Genomic DNA, 17,036 nt, shown 5'->3' with positions numbered 1-17,036 from the left:
ATGTTGTGCAAGCATTTCGTCTTTTTTCAAGAATTCAAGTTATCTATATTGTACGAAGTACAACCATTTGAAGCTCTTCTCCATAAAATGCAGCCATTTTGCTCAAATCGTTGCACAAAATACAATATAGGAGCACCGAGCTGCTTTTTAAGGGCAAAATCATTGTATGTTGTGCAACATACAGCAAGGATTAGGCTTCAGCTCATTCATACAGGCTCACAAGCCAAGGCCCTACCGGCCGGCCGAACGCCCCGCCGGCCAAATTCGAGCCAGGACCGGCGCCAGCTTCCGGTCCAGCTCCGGCATCAGCCGCAGCTCCTCGCGGCTGATGCTGCCGCTGCGCAGCAGCGCAAGCCCGTAGACGGCCGCGCCGCCGGCTACCCCAACCAAAGCGATTGCGCTCGCGCTCAATCGCTCAGGCACGTGCCATGCCGCCACAGCGGGCATGGCCAGCAGCTGCAGCGCTGCGAGGCAGACGCCCATCGCCACCACGCCCAGCGTGGGTGCGATGACGTACGGCCGCAGCGCGAAGCGCGCCCCGGTGCAGCGGCGCAGCTGCACCAGATTCAGCCCCGCCGCAGCGGCGTAGGCGATGACCGCGCTGAGCGCGGCGCCTTCGATGCCCCAGCGGGGCATGAGTACGACGTTGCCGAGTGCTTTCAGCACGATGGCAACGAGCAAGGCCTGCGCCGGCGTGTGAATCGCGCCCGCCCCTTGCAGCACGCTGGCGGAGACCGCGTTCAGCGTGCTGAACAAGGCCGTGAACGCCAGCACGGCCATTGTTAGGCTTGCCTCATTGTTTTTATACAGCATGATATTGATCGGCACCGCGGCAAATGCGAGTCCAAACGAGGCGCCCAATCCAATAAGCCATGAGAGCCGGATGGACATTTCCGCGCGAGAGCGCATGACATCGGCCAGCCCTCTTGCCTTCGCATCCGCCATCGCAGGAACGAGGACAGCGGACATTGACGAGGCCACCATCACAACAAGCTGGACGAGCGGCAAGCCGCGGTTATACAAACCAAACTGCCGCATAGCCTCAAGCTCGCTGCCTTGCGAAGCTTCGAGCAGCCGCGGCATCGTAAACGTGTCGACCAAAGTCAGAAGCGGCACTACGATCGCTCCTAAACAGACAGGAATCGCATATGCTGCAATCCGTCTCACCCACTGCCCAGTGGACAGGGGGTGAGCTTTAGGACTGCCTCCATCCTCCTGCTCCTCCGAATCACTCAGATTCCGCATCGCTTTTCGCCAATATACATACATAACCACTAACCCTGCGGCTGCACCGGTAACGGAACCGAAAGTCGCTCCTGCCGCAATCCACTCCTCATCATAATCAAGTGCCGCCAAATAAAGCAGCAAAGCAACCATCGTCATAACCCGAATCAGCTGCTCTATGACTTGGGAGACCGCGGTTGGCAGCATGTTTTGATACCCCTGAAAATAACCGCGCAGTACCGCAAGCGTGGGGGCTAAAAGCAGGGCAAAGGAAACGCTTCGAATCGCCTTCTCCGTCTGCTGAATCCCAATCCAACCGGCAATCTCGCCCGCTCCAAAATACAGCAGCACGAACAAAACGATTCCGCTGCCTAGCAGCACTGTTCCCGATATGCGGGCGATGCGTTTCGCCTCACGATGATCGCCGTGAATGACACTCTCCGCCACAAACTTGGAAACAGCGACAGGAAACCCTGCCGTAGCCGCAAATAAAATCAAAATATAAAGCGGATAAATCGCATTATAGATGCCAAAAGCGGCATCTCCCGCTACATTTTGCAGCGGTATTTTTTGCAATGTGCCCAGTAACTTCGAAAGCACAGCCGCCGCGCCCAGAACCGCAGCCCCTTTTAACAGCTTGACTGTCCCCTGTTTTCCGGCATTCTGATGGAGCTCTTCGCGATCCATGTGATGCCCCTTGCCGGTTTCCCCCATCCTATTTCTCCTCTGCCTGATGTGATACCTATACACGTATTATAACGAAATAGCTCTTTGCAGACAAAAAAAGCTTCTCTTACAGATGAACATCACCTCAGTAAGGAAGCCTTTGTGTTTTATTATTTTTTCTATTGTTCCATCTGTTTCGCCAGAAAACCAGCCGCTGTTTCTACCATCTTCACTTCCATGTTCCCCATTTTTACGCTCTCGTCTTTCGAGATCAAAATAACGGAGCCAATTGGATCGCCCCCCGCCACAATCGGCGCAGCGACGAAAGAAGAGAACGTCTCATTCATATCCTTGATAATCTCAAACTGCCCGGAGTTGCTCTCCAAAATTGGTTTGCGGCTTTCCATACAGGATTCAATAATGGACCCCACTGATTTTTCTAAGAAATCCTTTTTGGACCCACCAGCCATAGCAATAATCGTGTCACGGTCTGAAATCATGGCAACATGATTCGTACTCTCAAACAACGACTCTGCGTACTCCTTAGCAAAATCACCGAGCTCTCCAATTGGCGAATATTTCTTCAGAATCACTTCACCATCGCGATCAACGAAAATTTCCAAAGGGTCGCCTTCGCGAATTCGCAGTGTGCGTCGTATTTCCTTGGGAATAACAACTCTCCCTAAATCATCTATCCGACGGACAATTCCAGTTGCTTTCATACCTCTAGATGCCTCACTTTCCGCTCAAGAATTAGATACGACAGGAGCATGAAATCTTGTATGCTAGATCGGGTTTTGGTGGGAACTTGAATTCTATCCATAGTATTCTTCACTTCCCAATCTTCTATGCAGTCGCTTCTGCTAAGGAATTTTTCTTTATGTAGCTTTGCATTGCACCCTGCTGTGATTATGTTGTCCAAAAATAACAAATAAAAACAGGATGTCCATATTCGGACATCCTGGTAAGTTCTTACTTTGCCGCCGGGCTTGCTGCAGGGCTAGCTGCTGGACTTGCAGCAGGGCTTGCCGCTGGAGCTGGGCTTGCTTCCGGTTTAGGCAAGTTATTCGTTTCGATCAAGTTCGGGTATTCTTTCTCTGCGAACTCAGAAAGGGATTTCTCCGCAAGCTGAGATTTGATTTGTGTTTTAAGCGTGTCATCAAGCTGTTTCGTGCTTCTGGATTCCACTTTCATCACGTGGTAACCAAAGGAGGATTCAACAGGATCGGAAATTTTGTTCAAAGGAAGTGTGCTTGCCGCTTCTTTAAATTCAGGCACCCATTGGTTGATGTCTGCATCTTTGTAAGTACCGCCAGCATCTTTGGAACCTGGATCATCGGAATACTCTTTTGCTAGAGCCGCGAAATCTCCGCCGCTATCCAATTTGCCTTTAACTTCTTTCGCTCTTGCCAAAGCTTCATCCTTCGTGCGCAGATCTTTCTGAGTAGCTGCGTCCTTCAAGGAGATCAGAATGTGGCTAACTGTTGCGATATCAAATGCATGTGCAGCTGCTTGCTCGTTATAGGAATCTTGAACAGCTTTGTCCGTGATTTTGCTTTCCATGCTGCCCATTGTGTAGAAGCTCATTTTCATCAAAGACTCGATATCTTTCAGTTCGATACCATTGTCTTTCAACTGCTTGTCCATTCCGCCTTCTTGTTTACCGAAGTAATCCGTGATAGCTTTCATTTGCTCAGTGACTTGTTTGTCAGCATCCGCTTTTACTTTGTCATCCGCTTTCGCAGACAACACGCGGAAAGTCACCATTTGCTTCAACATATCTTGTTGAAACGCCGGGTCTGTCATGAATTGCGCCAATTGTGGCGAGAACATTTTGTTCACGTTGATGAAAGAATCGAATTCACCGCGCGTAATTTTGCCGCCTTCTTTGTAAGTCGCAATCACGTCAGCCGGATTACCTGTTGCTGTTGCTGCTGCAGACGGGGAAGGTGAAGCGGTTGCTGCACCCTCCTTTTTGCTTCCACAAGCACTTAATACGGAAAATGCAACAAGCAATGCTACCATGCTTAATATCCATTTTTTAGAAAAAAGTCGTTTGCTAGTATGATTTGGCAACATCCTTTAATTCCCCTTTCGTTTTCAGAACATCCTTATATTGTACCAAGAACTTCTCCACCAACTCGATGGAAGCTTCTGGCTTCATACCTTTGGAGCGAATAACAATATGCAACTGCGGGTCTGCATTGAGCTTGATCCGATTATCAAAGCCTTTGGACAAATTAAGCAGCTTCTGTCCATCCAGCCTGCCATTTTGGTCAATATGCACCTTGATTAGGTAATCATCCCCTTTTTGGCTAATCGTTTCAATTCGGTACTCCGCACCGTATGCTTTCAGTCGAGCCACTGACAGCAGGTTAAACACGGCCTGCGGCAGATCTCCGAAACGATCCACGAGCTCATCATGCAGGTCTGCCGCTTCTTCCAGCGTGCGAATCGCGGCCACTTTTTTGTAAATCTCGATCTTTTGCATGCTGTCGTAGATGTAGTCGGATGGCAGATAGGCATCCAATTGTATATCGATGGAAGTGTTCCATTCCGGTTCCGGGATGGCCGCTTCCCCATCTATTTCTAGTTTCAGCTTTGCAATTTCTTCAGCTAACATCTGTGAGTAGAGGTCGAATCCTACAGAAGCAATGAAACCATGCTGTTCGGCACCCAGCAAGTTCCCTGCACCGCGAATCGACAAATCCCTCATCGCAATTTTAAAGCCTGAGCCAAGTTCTGTAAACTCTTTAATCGCTTGAAGCCGTTTCTCCGCTACTTCTGTGAGCACTTTATCCCGCTGATACGTGAAGTAAGCATACGCAACGCGATTCGATCGCCCTACGCGCCCGCGCAGCTGATACAGCTGGGAAAGCCCCATTTTATCCGCATCATGAACGATAAGCGTGTTGACATTCGGAATATCGACACCCGTCTCGATAATGCTCGTACTCACAAGCACGTCGTATTCGCCGTCCAGGAAATCAAGGATCGTTTTCTCAAGCTCCTGCTCGCCCATCTGGCCATGCGCAACCGTAACACGGGCATCCGGTATCATCATCGAGATTTGATCGGCAATCTGCGTAATCCCTTGAACCCGGTTGTAAAGGTAATACACTTGACCTTCACGCGCCAACTCCCGCTCGATCGCTTCCCGAACCAGTGTAGGGCCATATTCGACCACATACGTCTGAACAGGGAACCGATTTTCCGGCGGTGTTTCAATAACAGACAAGTCCCGAACGCCGAGCATAGACATATGCAGCGTCCTTGGAATTGGCGTTGCTGTCAGCGTCAGCACGTCGACGTTCGTCTTAAGCCGCTTCAGCTTCTCTTTGTGTGACACGCCAAACCGCTGTTCTTCATCGACAATCAGCAGGCCCAGATCCTTGAACTGCACGTCTTGTGATAGCAATCGGTGTGTTCCAATGACAACGTCAACTGTTCCTTTTTTGACGCCCTTCATGACTTCCGTCTGCTCTTTCTTGGAGCGGAAACGGCTGAGCACTCTCACATTAAACGGATAGCCGGAGAAACGCTCGCGGAATGTCTCGTAGTGCTGCTGCGCCAAAATCGTTGTCGGCACCAAGACCGCAACCTGCTTCCCGTCAATCGCCGCTTTAAAGGCCGCACGAACAGCAACCTCGGTCTTCCCGTAACCAACGTCGCCGCAAAGCAAGCGATCCATCGGACGCGATTTCTCCATGTCGTTCTTAATTTCTTCGATTGCACGAAGCTGATCCCTTGTTTCATCGTAGGGGAACATGGCTTCGAACTCATTTTGGTAGGAGCTGTCTTTGCTAAATCCATAACCTGTCGTAGCCTGTCGTTCCGCATAAAGCTTAATCAGCTCATCGGCAATATCCTTAACGGATGCTCTTGCCTTGCTCTTCACTCTCGCCCAATCGGCTCCGCCAAGCTTATAAACCTTCGGTTCCTTCTCTTCGGAACCTACATATTTCTGAATCAAATCAATCTGGTCAATTGGCACAGACAGCTTATCGCCGCCGGCATACATGATATGCAAATAATCTTTGTGGATACCGCCCACTTCGAGCGTACCTATACCGACGTATTTTCCGATCCCATGGTTCACATGAACAACATAGTCGCCAATTTTAAGCTCTTGATAGCTTTTGATCCGCTCGGCGTTCTCCAGCTTCTTCTCCACTTTACGGGCTTTGCGCTGCTTCTGTGTGAAAATCTCGCCTTCCGTAATGACAACCAAATGGATCGAAGGCAGTTCAAACCCTGTTTGCAGATTCCCGTCTACAATTTCCGGCACATCGATCTGGTAGTCGTTCAGAACACGCCTTACCCGTTCAGCACGTTCTTCGCCGTTGGCGAGGAGAATGACGTTGGCCCCGTTCTTCTTCCAGCGTTCCATCTCCGCTTTGAGCAAATTCATCTGCCCATGGAAATTTTGCATCACGCGACTGACGAAGTTCACGATATTTTGCGGTTGAATCCCAACGACCTGACGCAGAAATAGAGAGAGATATAACGTTGGAAACGGTCTGCGGTGCAGCAGCGTTTCGTAAGATTTGGACAGCACAAAAGCCGGCAAGCTCTTCCCCTCTGTCAGCGCATGCATCATCCACTCTGCCTCGTCGCGTTCAAGCTGCTTCGCGGTCTCCAGCAAACGAGCCGGTTCGTCGATAATCAGCACAGCGTCCTTAGGCATGTAGTCTATGAGGGTCTGTCTTTCCGTATATAAAAGAGAAATATATTTATAAATGCCTGGGAACGTCTGCCCTTCGCGGAGCAGCTCAATGTCGTGTCCGATCCCTTCAAGCAGCTTGTCTTTGGCTGTTCGGTCGGTCATCTTCTCCAGCTGAGCCTGCAGCAATTCATATGCATGCTGGGCAGCAGATTGTAATCGCTTTCTATCCGCTTGAATCTCACGGCATGGCGGAATCGTAATCGACGTTAATTTATCTATTGACCGCTGGTCACTCACATCAAAAGTACGAATAGAGTCTACATCGACATCAAAAAGCTCAATTCGGATCGCATTTTCCGACGTTAATGGAAACAAGTCCAGAATGCCGCCGCGAACGCTCATCTCCCCTTTGGTCTCAACCCGCTCCACGCGTTCATAGCCCAAATTCGATAAGGTGCTGAGAAGCTCATCCAGTTGAATAGTATCTCCGACTTTAACAGTTATTCGGGATTCTTCAAACACTTGCTTAATCGGAAGCAATCTGCGCACGCCCGCGAACGGTGCAATCACAATCCCGCGGTAACCGCCCGCCAGCTTCGTGAGCACGTCAATACGTTGCGCCAGCATCTCCGGGCTGGAAGCTGCTTCTTCGGCTGTCAGAAGCTCTTGCGACGGATAGAGCAGAACATCATCGGATGATAAGCATTCTAGCAAATCCTCCGCTATTTTTTGAGCGGCAAACATATTATGAGTAACAATGAATAGCGGGCGCGTTAGCTCTCGCGCAAGAGTTGCGATCATCACTTGCTTGGAGGAACCGGTAAGTCCGGCAACGAGCTGCTCTTTCATCTCGGACCTGATGCCTGACACGATCGTTTGAAAGTCGGTATCCGCAGAAAAAGCCTGAATTAAAGCTTGCAAACAAGTACACTCCTCTCACAAAAAGAAGCCTTGGCACACTTGCCTCGGCTATTAACTCTTCATCTTCATCATTTTAATTCAGCGAAAATATCATGTTACTGCAATGGACTGGCCAGCAGCGACAGCTCTGGATTGGCTTCCAGCGCCTCGCGGCAGTAATCGCAAACAACCCTAACCGTAACATCACCATTCGTGTTATACGATATTATATCTCTACGCTCTTCAGGGGTCAAGAAATGGAAGCCGAGTTGCTGCTCCGTAATGGCTTGATTAATTTCCCCAACAAAGGTATGACAATGCCTGCAAATGTACTTAATCATATATGTATGCCTCCTTCGACGATTCAATTACATCCTAGTATGACCATTCTCCGGAGAAATTAGCCGAATGTACCATTGTCATTTTCGAATAAGGACCATGCATATGATGTTTGGAGACAAACCGTTTTACTTATTTATTGAACTTGCCCATCGTCTTCTCGAAAGGCTCGTCCAGGCTCGACAACATCGCCTCGCACGTCAGATCCAGCACCTGATCCAGCGACTTCATCTCTTCCTTGGAAAAGTTCGCTAAGACATAATCAGCGATATTATAGCCTGGGGCAGGGCGGTTCACGCCCACACGAATGCGGTTGAAGCTCTGAGTTCCGGCATGCTGAATAATGGACTTAATCCCATTGTGGCCGCCTGCACTCCCTTGATAGCGGAGCCTGATTTGCCCGAAAGGCGTGTCCATATCATCATAAATGATGACGACATCCTCCACCTTCAGTTTATAAAAGTCCAAGATTGCTCTCATCGACTCACCGGACAGATTCATATACGTCATCGGCTTCAATAGAAATACTTTCGTGCCGTTCACGTTTCCCTCTCCCAGATGTCCCTTCCCCTTACTTTGAAAAGAGTTTATCCCCCATTTGGCGGCAAAACGGTCTATCGCCATGAACCCAACATTATGCCGATTCATCTCATATTGCTTTCCCGGGTTACCCAGTCCGATAAAACATTTCATTTTTTTCCAGATCCTCCTAGCCTTTTACTAAAAAATCCTTGGCGTAACCTGCATCTTAAGGTTATTGTTTACCTATATGTTACTAAAGTGAACATCAAATTCATAATTGCGGGTGAAACAGCGAATATGTATCTAAACGGTCAACAACTTACAAGCGATCATCATTTTCAAGATCATATAGATGCCGGTATTCCCGTCCAAGTATACTACCAAAATCTGCATAAGGATATAGGCTATATCGAATTTTACAGCCCGCATTTTATTAAAATTAATAACACGTTTTATAACAGAAATACGCACTTCATAGTTTCCCGACCCGGGTATTAACGGAAGAAAGAGGAAAAACAAAGGATACCCTTTGCGCAGCGGCGAGGGTACCCTTCTTTAAGTCTATACGGTCTGCTCTTCTTTCGCCTCTTCACTAACCTCGCTCGGCTTATCCTCTTTACCCTGAGCAGCAACATCCTCAGGAGCCTCTTTCTGAGGCGCCAGGATGGTCAGTACAAGCTCGTTCGGATCCGATTTCACTTCAATCGTGCCCGGCACGTTGAGCTCACTAACCAACATATTTTCTCCGATTCCTACATTCGATATATCCACAGTGATCGATGCCGGGATCTCACTCGGCAAGCAGCGGATTTCCAGCTCATGCAATTGAATTTGCAAGATACCGCCCTCTTTCGCCCCAACAGCATCCCCGATGAACTCCAGCGTGACCACCGTTTTGACCGGCTCGTCCATGTTGATTTGATGGAAATCAACATGGAGGAGCTCCCGGTTCAACGGGTTGCGTTGGATTTCATTGATCATAACCGGCTGCTTGCCGCCGTCCGGCAGCTCCAGCTCAATGACAGCGTGCGGGCTTTTGCGAAGCAGCGCCACTAATTCCTTCTGGTCGACGGTTATCACCGTCGCAGCCACCTTTTTGCCATACACGACCGCAGGCACCTTGCCTTTTACACGCAGTTGTTTGATATCGAATTTCGTTGTGTCCTTGCGGGCTTCCGCTTTCAGTGACAATGCCATAAGAAAAAGAACCTCCTAAGAAATTTGCTCAGCTCATTTACTTTCGTAAACGACGCCAAGTGGGTAACAGCTAGTTCATAGCGTACCCATCCTTCAGAGATTCCATCCAAATTCCCCCTCGCTAGGGAGATTTAACGTTTTTCTATTCTTTTTTTGCTTTGTTTTCTTTCTTCGCTTTCATCCGGCTTTTGATTTTGTCCGCATAACCCGGTTTGTTCGTTTGTCTTTCTCTCGCGATAGCCAGATCCCCATCGCTCACCGCGTGGGTAATGGTCGAACCTGCGACAACGTATGCACCATTGCCAATTTTCACAGGAGCAATCAAGTTCACATTACTGCCTACGAACGCATCGTCCCCGATTTCCGTTAAACTCTTATTGAACCCATCGTAATTAACCGTAATCGCACCACAGCCAATGTTAACATTCGTGCCGACAATCGCGTCTCCAACGTAACTTAAGTGAGACACTTTCGTACCCTCGCCAAGCTTCGCATTCTTGATTTCGACGAAGTCGCCGATCTTCACTTGCTTCCCTATCTCCGCTCCAGGTCTCAAATACGCGAAAGGTCCTACGCTAGCCTCATTATCCACATAAGCCTCTTGCAGAACGGACTGCTTAATCGTAACGTCATCTTTCACGACAGAATCGATGATCTCAGTTTGAGGTCCGATCGTGCACTGCTCGCCAATGATCGTTTTCCCTCGCAAAATAGTACCTGGCAGCAGAACGGTGTCTGCTCCAATCACAACATCCTTTTCGATATATGTGTTGGCAGGATCAATAATCGTAACTCCGTTCAGCATATGCTCACGGTTAATGCGCGCTTTGAACAAACGCTCCGCTTCCGCAAGCGCAACTCGATCGTTCACGCCGATAGATTCTGCAGCATCCGCCATACAGTACCCTTGCACAGTTTCCCCTGCACTTGTCATGATACCGATGACATCCGTCAAGTAATATTCATTCTGAGCATTGTTGTTTGTGACAGAGCCCAGCGCCTTGAAGAGCTTCCGGTTATCGAAAATATAAGTCCCTGTATTAATCTCCTGAACTGCCGCTTCTTCGCTGCTGCAGTCCTTCTGTTCAACTATTCGCGCAACTCTGCCATCTTCACCGCGAATCACACGGCCATAGCCTTGCGGCTCATCGAGCTTCGCTGTCAAGATCGTAGCTGCCGCGCCCGAACGCTGATGAAGTTCTATCGTATTCTTAAGCGTTACGTCTGAGATTAGCGGCGTATCTCCGCAAATGACCACCGTCATCCCGTCTTCATCACCTAACAAATCCTTCGCTTGCAGGACCGCATGACCCGTTCCGCATTGCTTCTCCTGCAGTGCATACTCTACTTGATCTCCAAGATAGTTCTGGACGGCTTCTGCTCCAAATCCTACGATGACCATCGTTCTTGTTACATCTATTTGCCGAAGGGTATCTACAACATGCCCTACCATCGGTTTGCCTACAACCGGATGAAGCACCTTATACAGCTTCGATTTCATTCGTTTACCTTGTCCTGCCGCCAACACAATCGCCATGAGTTTCAAAGACTATCCAACCCCTTTATTATAAATAGCTGTATGATTTATGCCTAAATGATGTAGTTAACAGTTCTTTACCAAATATAGCACCAAAGTCCCCAAAAAGAAAAGAGAGCCCTTACGGGCCCTCTCAATTATTAAACATTATGCGCCTTCTTCAATAACCTCTTCTTCTACCGCTGCACGGTCATATTCAGCCAATACCGCAGCTTGAATTTTCTCACGAGTCGTAGAAGAAATTGGATGAGCAATATCTCGAAACTCCCCATCCGGCGTTCGTTTGCTTGGCATCGCTACGAACATACCGTTGTTCCCATCGATAACACGTATGTCGTGTACTACGAATTCATTATCGATAGTTATGGAAGCAATTGCCTTCATCCTCCCCTCGGAGTTGACCCGGCGGAGCCTTACATCTGTAATTTGCACTTGTGTTCACCACCTTTTTCCATCTCTGAGACTTGGGTGATATATTCCACATCGTTGTGCAAATTCCTTCTTATTTTTTTGAAATTTTCGATAATTTTATACAATCTTAATGTTACTGTTAAATTTCGACAGGAATCACAGCAATTAACTCTATTTCGACAAAAACATCGCGTGGTAATCTAGCCACTTCGACAGTCGATCTAGCCGGTTTGTGATCACCAAAGTAGGTACCATAGATCTCATTCAGCTCAGCAAATTGATTCATGTCCTTGAGGAAAACGGTCGCTTTCACAACTTGATCGAAAGAAGTACCCGCTGCTTCCAACACGCCTTTCAAATTGGCAAACACTTGATGAGCTTGCTCCTTAATGCCGCCCTGTACGATTTGCCCATCTAAGCCAAGCGGGATTTGTCCTGAAGTAAACAGCAAATTACCGAGCTTAACGGCTTGTGAATAAGGTCCGATAGCAGCAGGTGCTGCCGTTGTTGAGATGAATTCCATCGTTTTACGCGTCTCCTTTTTTACTATCAAAATAATTGCCTGGCTCTACCGTGATTTGTTTGGTCTTGGAATCGACGCCAAACAATCGGGATAGTGACACGTATTGATCCACTAAGCGTTCTTCCACTTCCACAGATTCCATGAAGACGCCAACCCCTTGGACTGAGGCTTTGAATTCCGCCAGCAGATCCATCATGCCGTGAATCGTTCCGCCAACATGCATGAAATCGTCGATGATAAGCACCTTGGATTCTTCTTTCAAGGCGCGTCTTGCAAGCGACATGGTCTGAATACGCTTGTTGGAGCCAGAAACATAGTTAATGCTTACGGCTGAGCCTTCTGTTACCCGATTATCCCTGCGAACAACAACAACGGGTAGATTCATATAAGTAGCCGTCGCGTACGCGAGCGGAATGCCTTTCGTTTCTACGGTCATAATCACATCGATATCACGCCCTGCGAACGCAGATGCGAACGTTTTGCCAATTTCATTTAAATACTGGGGCTGCCCCATGATATCGGACATATATAAGTAACCGCCTGGCAGGATCCGTTCTGGCTGCTGAAGCTGTAAACAGAGCTGCCCAATGAACTTCAACGAGGTTTCCTTCGGCACCTTCGGTGAGAACTTCACGCCGCCAGCTGCACCCGCAAGCGTTTGCAGTTCCCCGAGTCCTTCTTCTTCAAAAACCTCTTTAATAATCGCCAAATCCTCACTGATCGAGGATTTCGCTGAGTTGTAACGCTCGGCAAAAGTCGTTAAAGGAATTAACGAATGGGGGCGAAATAACAAGTATTGCGTCATTTCTACCAGCCTAGCGCTCCTTTTCAACTTTTTCATCGCACTACCCCCCAAAAATCCGAATAATATAAAGAAAATATACCACTTTTATACGTATTTATTCAAGCTTCACATGAAAATTAACTTAACATACACATAACACAATGCTAACATAGCAGAAAATACTCCCTGAAGGTGAATATTTCCACAAAAAAGCACCGCCTAGGCATGAGCCTGACGGCTTATCATTCTATTACATAAGCGCTGCCCCTTAGTCCACTCCGTTAAAAAAGAGCCCCTTCGGGCCCTCGCACATAACGCCACATGCTAGGTCAACATCCGCACCGCATAAACATCCTTACAGAATCCTCGAAGCCCATTATAAATACGGGGGACTTTCGCTTCCTTGGAGACAAGGCCGAACACTGTCGGCCCGCTTCCGGACATTAACACGCCGTCTGCGCCGAGACGCTGCATGCAATCTTTCAATTGTCTAACTTCCGGGTACAGGTCGAGCGTTACTTCCTCCAGCACGTTGCCGAGGTTGCCGCAGAGCTGATCGAACTGCTTCTCACGAATCGCCTTCATGACATTCTCCGTTGAAGGGTGATTCTTGATCTCACGAGCGTTCAGCTTGCCATAGATCTCCGACGTGGACACATTGATGGGAGGCTTGGCCAAAACAACCCAACATTGCGGCGGCGAGACGATTGGCTCCAGCTTTTCTCCGCGTCCTCTGGCGACAGCCGTCCCTCCCGTTACACAAAAGGGCACATCCGATCCAAGCTCAGCGCCAAGCACCTGCAGCTCCTCCATAGGGATGTTTAAATTCCAAAGCCGATTCAAACCCCTAAGCGTTGCTGCCGCGTCACTGCTACCCCCTGCAAGTCCTGCAGCCACGGGAATCTTTTTATCCAAATGAATGTAGACGCCTTGCTTGACGTCATAGCGATCCTTGATAAGCCGCGCAGCCTGAAAGGCCAAGTTCTTCTCATCCAACGGAATATAGCCCGCTTGACTGGAAATAATGATCGTATCCCGCGAAAGCTCCTGCATTTCAATCCGATCAGCCAGGTCGACCATCGTCATGACCATCTCTACTTCATGATAACCATCTGGTCTTTTATGTAAAACATCTAAGGATAAATTAATTTTAGCCGGTGCTTTTTCAAAAATCTTCATCAGGGTCACCTTCTTTTGCTCGTTTGCCGTTAAAATATTATAACAAAAGCGCAAAAAAAAAGCTAAAGCATTCGCTTTAGCTGTAATAGGGACGCCGTTCGCCTTGCCCCGCTTGTTGGGCGGTTGATGCCATAGGATTCCAGCCCGCTTGTGACTGACCGCTAGGCGAAGACGAGGTGTACGTGTTTTGAGAGCTATAGGAAGGTGTAAAAGCCTGCGTTTGCTGTCCATAGTGCTGTTGAGACTGTACAACCCGCTGATTGTACACTGGCGCCTGTGAGAAGCTTGGCTGCGTAAAGCCATTCTGCCCGTATGAGGTTTGCGCAACCGGCGGTGCTGAGGCTACATACTGCTTCGCCAACTGTTCTTCTGCAATCTGAATAGCTCGCTTCACCATATTCCCGGCATCCTTGGTACGAATTCCTTCCCAACCCTCGCGCTGAACGACATCATAGAACCCCAGATCTTTCGCCAACTCATTTTTAAAACTTTCGGACATAACACCTCTTCTGCGACTCATCAAAAAACCTCCTTTTCCTGAGCTTAGTCTGAGCTTTGATCGAACAAAGCTGGCAGCGTAAGCGTAAAGTAAGGTTAGTATGCCCAGACGCACCAAGACCATTCAAATGCAAAAACAGACCCTAGGGTCTGCTCATTATAGAAACTTATTAAGCTTAATGTTGGATATAGGTAATACGAACCTGACCATCATCATTACAAACCGTAACTTCAACAGATTCGGTAAGAATGTCGGCGTAGCTGTATGACACTCGTTTAAAGGCGTGTGATTCTTGGTCAAGCTTCACGATAAACACAGAAGGGTAGGTTTCTTCTAAAACACCGGAACGTTCGACTGTCTTTCGACGGCCACCATTCGCTCTCAACATGATCTTCTGCCCGACGTGGGGCTCCAAACTGCGTTTGATTTCCAACAGCGCATTTTTTGCCATTGTCAACTACCACCTCTTTCCTTGTTAATTATAACCCATCCTGACAAGCATGTCAAACAGGGGTCAAATATTATATCAGCACCATAATCCAGTTGTCAACGGCATTTTCGCCTAATTTCTGAATTCCCCATTGTACAGGTTGTCTCCAAAGTTCGCAAATTATTCACACTTTTCCAATAAAAAAGAACACTCCCCTGCTACCCTCTCCGAAGAGAGAAGCATCAGGCAAGTGTCCTTGAAAGAAAATCATGTACTGAGCAAAGATTTACGCATGCTCATCAGTATGTTGAATGCCGGGAACACCCATTCGGTAGCTCCCTCGTGTCTCTACACCACCTAGGCCATCAAGCCCCGTCACCGTCAAGTCCATAATATCCAACATCGAAATCGTATCCTTCACGGATGTATAGGAAAGCTTTGCGGCTATACACAGCGGATCCAGCGCGTGGATGAGTATGCGAGCCGGCGAGCTGGCGAAATTGGCTCCTGCTCGAAGCAACGCCTCAAAATGTGACTGGCAAGCTCCAGCCACGATAATCATCGCGTCGCGATTGCGCTCATACTGCCGCGCTATTTGAACCGCGTTCACGAAGTTCTGCGAGTTCTTATAGCTGGACAAACCGCCTGGCCCAGCTGCTTTGCGATGCTTAAGTATTCCGTCATGCCCTGTAATGACGACAATATCCGGCTTAATTTGCGGAAGCAGCCGGTGGAGCGCGTCGGCCATCTGGGGTTCGGGAATATAGAAGCCCTCAGCGGGCACACGAAGTTCACCATAGAGCTGCATGCTCTTGCGTAGATAAGTCGGATCTCCGTCTAAATGCAGCACTTTACCCGGGACTTCAAAATATCCCGCGTTCACCTTCTGCGTATGGGCAACCGAGAGTTGGTTTTTCTCCTGGAGCTGCACTTGGGCAACCGCCAGCCTTCGCAATGACTCGCGAAATTCAGGCGAACTCGACCTGGGATGGTCCATCGACTCAGTTGGGTTCTTCAACGTTAAGTCCACTAAAGGCGCGTCCGCAAGCAATCGGTAATCGACGCCGCGTAGGACTGCCTTCAGTTGATCGATACGTTCAATCTTAAACATGACGTCGCCGCCATAGGATTTACGGGTTACAAAATCACCTTGCCTCATCGCACAAATCCCCTCCATGGGTTATCCTATGGCGGGGCTGGGCATTTGGTGCGGGTTATTTACAGCCGTGCGCGCGAAGCGCAGTCGACAAGCGCGCGAATTCGTCCATGCTGAGCGTTTCGCCGCGGCGCGAAGGTTCGATGTTGATGCTATGGAGCAGAGTTTCCAGCTCCGATTTGTTTTCTTTGGTAAAGAACCGCGCAGCGAGGTTGTTGTACAAGGTTTTGCGCCGCTGGACGAAGGACGCCTGAACGACAGCGAAGAAGAAGTCCACGTCCGCCACCTCCACCGGCGGGGTTTTGCGCACACGCAGCCGGATGACGGCAGAGTCAACGTTCGGCTGCGGCACGAAGACGGTGCGCGGCACGATCGTGACAAGCTCCGGCTCGCAGTGGAACTGCACGGCAATGCTGAGGCTGCCGTAATCTTTGGTGCCCGGGCGAGCCGCCATGCGGTCGGCCACCTCTTTTTGAATCATCACGACGATGTTCTCCAAGGGAAGCTTCTCTTCGAGAAGCTTCATAATGATCGGCGTCGTGATGTAGTAGGGCAGATTGGCGACGACACTGACGCCATCCAGCCCGTCAAAATGCTGCCGGAACAATTCCGGCAGGTCCGTCTTCAAAATATCGCCATGCACGACACTCGCATGGGGATAAGGCTCCAGCGTCTCGCCTAGGATAGGCAGGAGACGCTGATCGATCTCCACGGCCAAGACGCGCCCTGCGAGCTTGGCCAGCTGCTGGGTGAGCGCCCCGATGCCAGGGCCGACTTCCAGCGCGCCCTTGTTAGGCCCAAGCTCCGCAGCCGAAACGATCTTGCCCAGGATGTTCTGGTCAATCAGGAAGTTCTGGCCCAGACTCTTTTTGAGTACAAGATTGTGCTTTTTTATAATTTGTTTCGTCTTACTGGGTGTTGCGACATCTTCTGCTGTTACAATCACTTCACTGCCGGGTATAGTCATTATGTAGCCCTCATTTATCTATAGGTTCTGAATCCT

General features: G+C 49.0%; 15 protein-coding genes and 1 pseudogene. All 16 read right to left on the bottom strand.

What is annotated here, in order from left to right; translation table 11 throughout:
- Positions 1-231: 231 nt before the first annotated feature.
- Positions 232-1,938, bottom strand: a complete 1,707-nt coding sequence (locus PCH02S_RS26625) for a putative polysaccharide biosynthesis protein (protein ID WP_246069264.1) — start codon at positions 1,936-1,938, stop codon at positions 232-234.
- A 131-nt stretch (positions 1,939-2,069) separates the two neighbouring features.
- A complete protein-coding gene (spoVT, locus tag PCH02S_RS26620) occupies positions 2,070-2,612 on the bottom strand; it encodes a stage V sporulation protein T (protein WP_127457141.1) in 543 nt (180 codons plus the stop codon).
- A 250-nt stretch (positions 2,613-2,862) separates the two neighbouring features.
- The gene (locus PCH02S_RS26615; RefSeq protein ID WP_164819752.1) at positions 2,863-3,915 is read right to left on the bottom strand and encodes a peptidylprolyl isomerase; all 1,053 of its coding nucleotides are present in this window, start codon (positions 3,913-3,915) and stop codon (positions 2,863-2,865) included.
- Positions 3,916-3,949: 34 nt separating this feature from the next.
- Positions 3,950-7,477, bottom strand: a complete 3,528-nt coding sequence (mfd, locus tag PCH02S_RS26610; RefSeq protein ID WP_127457139.1) for a transcription-repair coupling factor — start codon at positions 7,475-7,477, stop codon at positions 3,950-3,952.
- 95 nt (positions 7,478-7,572) lie between these two features.
- The gene (locus PCH02S_RS26605; RefSeq protein WP_127457138.1) at positions 7,573-7,797 is read right to left on the bottom strand and encodes an anti-sigma-F factor Fin family protein; all 225 of its coding nucleotides are present in this window, start codon (positions 7,795-7,797) and stop codon (positions 7,573-7,575) included.
- A 130-nt stretch (positions 7,798-7,927) separates the two neighbouring features.
- Positions 7,928-8,488, bottom strand: a complete 561-nt coding sequence (pth, locus tag PCH02S_RS26600; RefSeq protein ID WP_127457137.1) for an aminoacyl-tRNA hydrolase — start codon at positions 8,486-8,488, stop codon at positions 7,928-7,930.
- Between the two features lie 390 nt (positions 8,489-8,878).
- Positions 8,879-9,514, bottom strand: coding sequence for a 50S ribosomal protein L25 (locus PCH02S_RS26590; RefSeq protein WP_127457135.1), 636 nt, complete (start codon positions 9,512-9,514; stop codon positions 8,879-8,881).
- A gap of 142 nt (positions 9,515-9,656) precedes the next feature.
- Complete coding sequence (gene glmU, locus PCH02S_RS26585; protein WP_127457134.1) at positions 9,657-11,060, bottom strand: bifunctional UDP-N-acetylglucosamine diphosphorylase/glucosamine-1-phosphate N-acetyltransferase GlmU; 1,404 nt, start codon at positions 11,058-11,060, stop codon at positions 9,657-9,659.
- A 138-nt stretch (positions 11,061-11,198) separates the two neighbouring features.
- Positions 11,199-11,483 carry a septation regulator SpoVG gene (gene spoVG / locus PCH02S_RS26580; RefSeq protein WP_028557369.1) on the bottom strand — a complete coding sequence of 95 codons (285 nt, stop codon included), beginning with the start codon at positions 11,481-11,483 and terminating at the stop codon, positions 11,199-11,201.
- Between the two features lie 118 nt (positions 11,484-11,601).
- Positions 11,602-11,985: a RidA family protein gene (locus PCH02S_RS26575; RefSeq protein WP_127457133.1), complete on the bottom strand. Its 384-nt coding sequence runs from the start codon at positions 11,983-11,985 to the stop codon at positions 11,602-11,604.
- A gap of 4 nt (positions 11,986-11,989) precedes the next feature.
- Positions 11,990-12,826, bottom strand: a complete 837-nt coding sequence (gene purR, locus PCH02S_RS26570) for a pur operon repressor (protein WP_127457132.1) — start codon at positions 12,824-12,826, stop codon at positions 11,990-11,992.
- A 267-nt stretch (positions 12,827-13,093) separates the two neighbouring features.
- The gene (ispE, locus tag PCH02S_RS26565) at positions 13,094-13,948 is read right to left on the bottom strand and encodes a 4-(cytidine 5'-diphospho)-2-C-methyl-D-erythritol kinase (RefSeq protein ID WP_127457131.1); all 855 of its coding nucleotides are present in this window, start codon (positions 13,946-13,948) and stop codon (positions 13,094-13,096) included.
- A 349-nt stretch (positions 13,949-14,297) separates the two neighbouring features.
- Positions 14,298-14,468, bottom strand: a pseudogene (locus PCH02S_RS26560) (small, acid-soluble spore protein, alpha/beta type); the annotation flags it as partial.
- A 154-nt stretch (positions 14,469-14,622) separates the two neighbouring features.
- The gene (gene veg, locus PCH02S_RS26555; RefSeq protein ID WP_028557365.1) at positions 14,623-14,898 is read right to left on the bottom strand and encodes a biofilm formation stimulator Veg; all 276 of its coding nucleotides are present in this window, start codon (positions 14,896-14,898) and stop codon (positions 14,623-14,625) included.
- Between the two features lie 265 nt (positions 14,899-15,163).
- A complete protein-coding gene (gene yabG, locus PCH02S_RS26550; RefSeq protein ID WP_127457130.1) occupies positions 15,164-16,036 on the bottom strand; it encodes a sporulation peptidase YabG in 873 nt (290 codons plus the stop codon).
- 55 nt (positions 16,037-16,091) lie between these two features.
- Positions 16,092-17,000, bottom strand: coding sequence for a 16S rRNA (adenine(1518)-N(6)/adenine(1519)-N(6))-dimethyltransferase RsmA (rsmA, locus tag PCH02S_RS26545; RefSeq protein ID WP_127457129.1), 909 nt, complete (start codon positions 16,998-17,000; stop codon positions 16,092-16,094).
- Positions 17,001-17,036 lie beyond the last annotated feature (36 nt).

Origin of the sequence: Paenibacillus chondroitinus NBRC 15376 (assembly GCF_004000765.1) — a bacterium.
GTDB classification, from domain to species: Bacteria; Bacillota; Bacilli; order Paenibacillales; family NBRC-103111; genus Paenibacillus_E; species Paenibacillus_E chondroitinus.
Note: the sequence above shows the minus strand (reverse complement) of the source record. Positions and strands in the feature narration are given on the sequence as shown.

What these genes read in the sequence shown, in the direction of transcription:
- PCH02S_RS26590 (WP_127457135.1), bottom strand. Translation starts at nt 9,514, where the DNA reads ATGGCATTGTCACTGAAAGCGGAAGCCCGCAAGGACACAACGAAATTC.
- purR (WP_127457132.1), bottom strand. Translation starts at nt 12,826, where the DNA reads ATGAAAAAGTTGAAAAGGAGCGCTAGGCTGGTAGAAATGACGCAATAC.
- veg (WP_028557365.1), bottom strand. Translation starts at nt 14,898, where the DNA reads ATGGCAAAAAATGCGCTGTTGGAAATCAAACGCAGTTTGGAGCCCCAC.
- PCH02S_RS26615 (WP_164819752.1), bottom strand. Translation starts at nt 3,915, where the DNA reads ATGGTAGCATTGCTTGTTGCATTTTCCGTATTAAGTGCTTGTGGAAGC.
- pth (WP_127457137.1), bottom strand. Translation starts at nt 8,488, where the DNA reads ATGAAATGTTTTATCGGACTGGGTAACCCGGGAAAGCAATATGAGATG.
- yabG (WP_127457130.1), bottom strand. Translation starts at nt 16,036, where the DNA reads ATGAGGCAAGGTGATTTTGTAACCCGTAAATCCTATGGCGGCGACGTC.
- PCH02S_RS26625 (WP_246069264.1), bottom strand. Translation starts at nt 1,938, where the DNA reads ATGGGGGAAACCGGCAAGGGGCATCACATGGATCGCGAAGAGCTCCAT.
- PCH02S_RS26605 (WP_127457138.1), bottom strand. Translation starts at nt 7,797, where the DNA reads ATGATTAAGTACATTTGCAGGCATTGTCATACCTTTGTTGGGGAAATT.
- ispE (WP_127457131.1), bottom strand. Translation starts at nt 13,948, where the DNA reads ATGAAGATTTTTGAAAAAGCACCGGCTAAAATTAATTTATCCTTAGAT.
- rsmA (WP_127457129.1), bottom strand. Translation starts at nt 17,000, where the DNA reads ATGACTATACCCGGCAGTGAAGTGATTGTAACAGCAGAAGATGTCGCA.
- PCH02S_RS26575 (WP_127457133.1), bottom strand. Translation starts at nt 11,985, where the DNA reads ATGGAATTCATCTCAACAACGGCAGCACCTGCTGCTATCGGACCTTAT.
- spoVT (WP_127457141.1), bottom strand. Translation starts at nt 2,612, where the DNA reads ATGAAAGCAACTGGAATTGTCCGTCGGATAGATGATTTAGGGAGAGTT.